1 protein-coding gene is annotated in these 245 nt (G+C 43.7%); it reads left to right on the top strand.

Features of this window, described 5'->3' with window-relative positions:
- On the top strand, positions 1-245 hold a 245-nt coding region (locus B7725_RS00025), incomplete at both ends, for a MucBP domain-containing protein (protein WP_142357336.1).

Below are 245 nucleotides of genomic sequence, written 5' to 3' on the forward strand. Positions count from 1 at the left end.
GAAGGCAACGACATTCCAGGATATCCAAGTGAAGATGGGGAACAACCTAAGAAAGACATCCCAGGTTATCGCTTCGTAGAGACTAAGAAACTTCCAAACGGCGACACTGAACATGTCTACGAAAAAGTGAAGACCAGTCACAAGGATAAGGAAGGCAACGACATTCCAGGATATCCAAGTGAAGATGGCGAACAACCTAAGAAAGATATTCCAGGTTATCGCTTCGTAGAGACTAAGAAACTTCA

Source organism: Streptococcus oralis subsp. tigurinus, assembly GCF_002096275.1.
Lineage (GTDB): Bacteria > Bacillota > Bacilli > Lactobacillales > Streptococcaceae > Streptococcus > Streptococcus oralis_CN.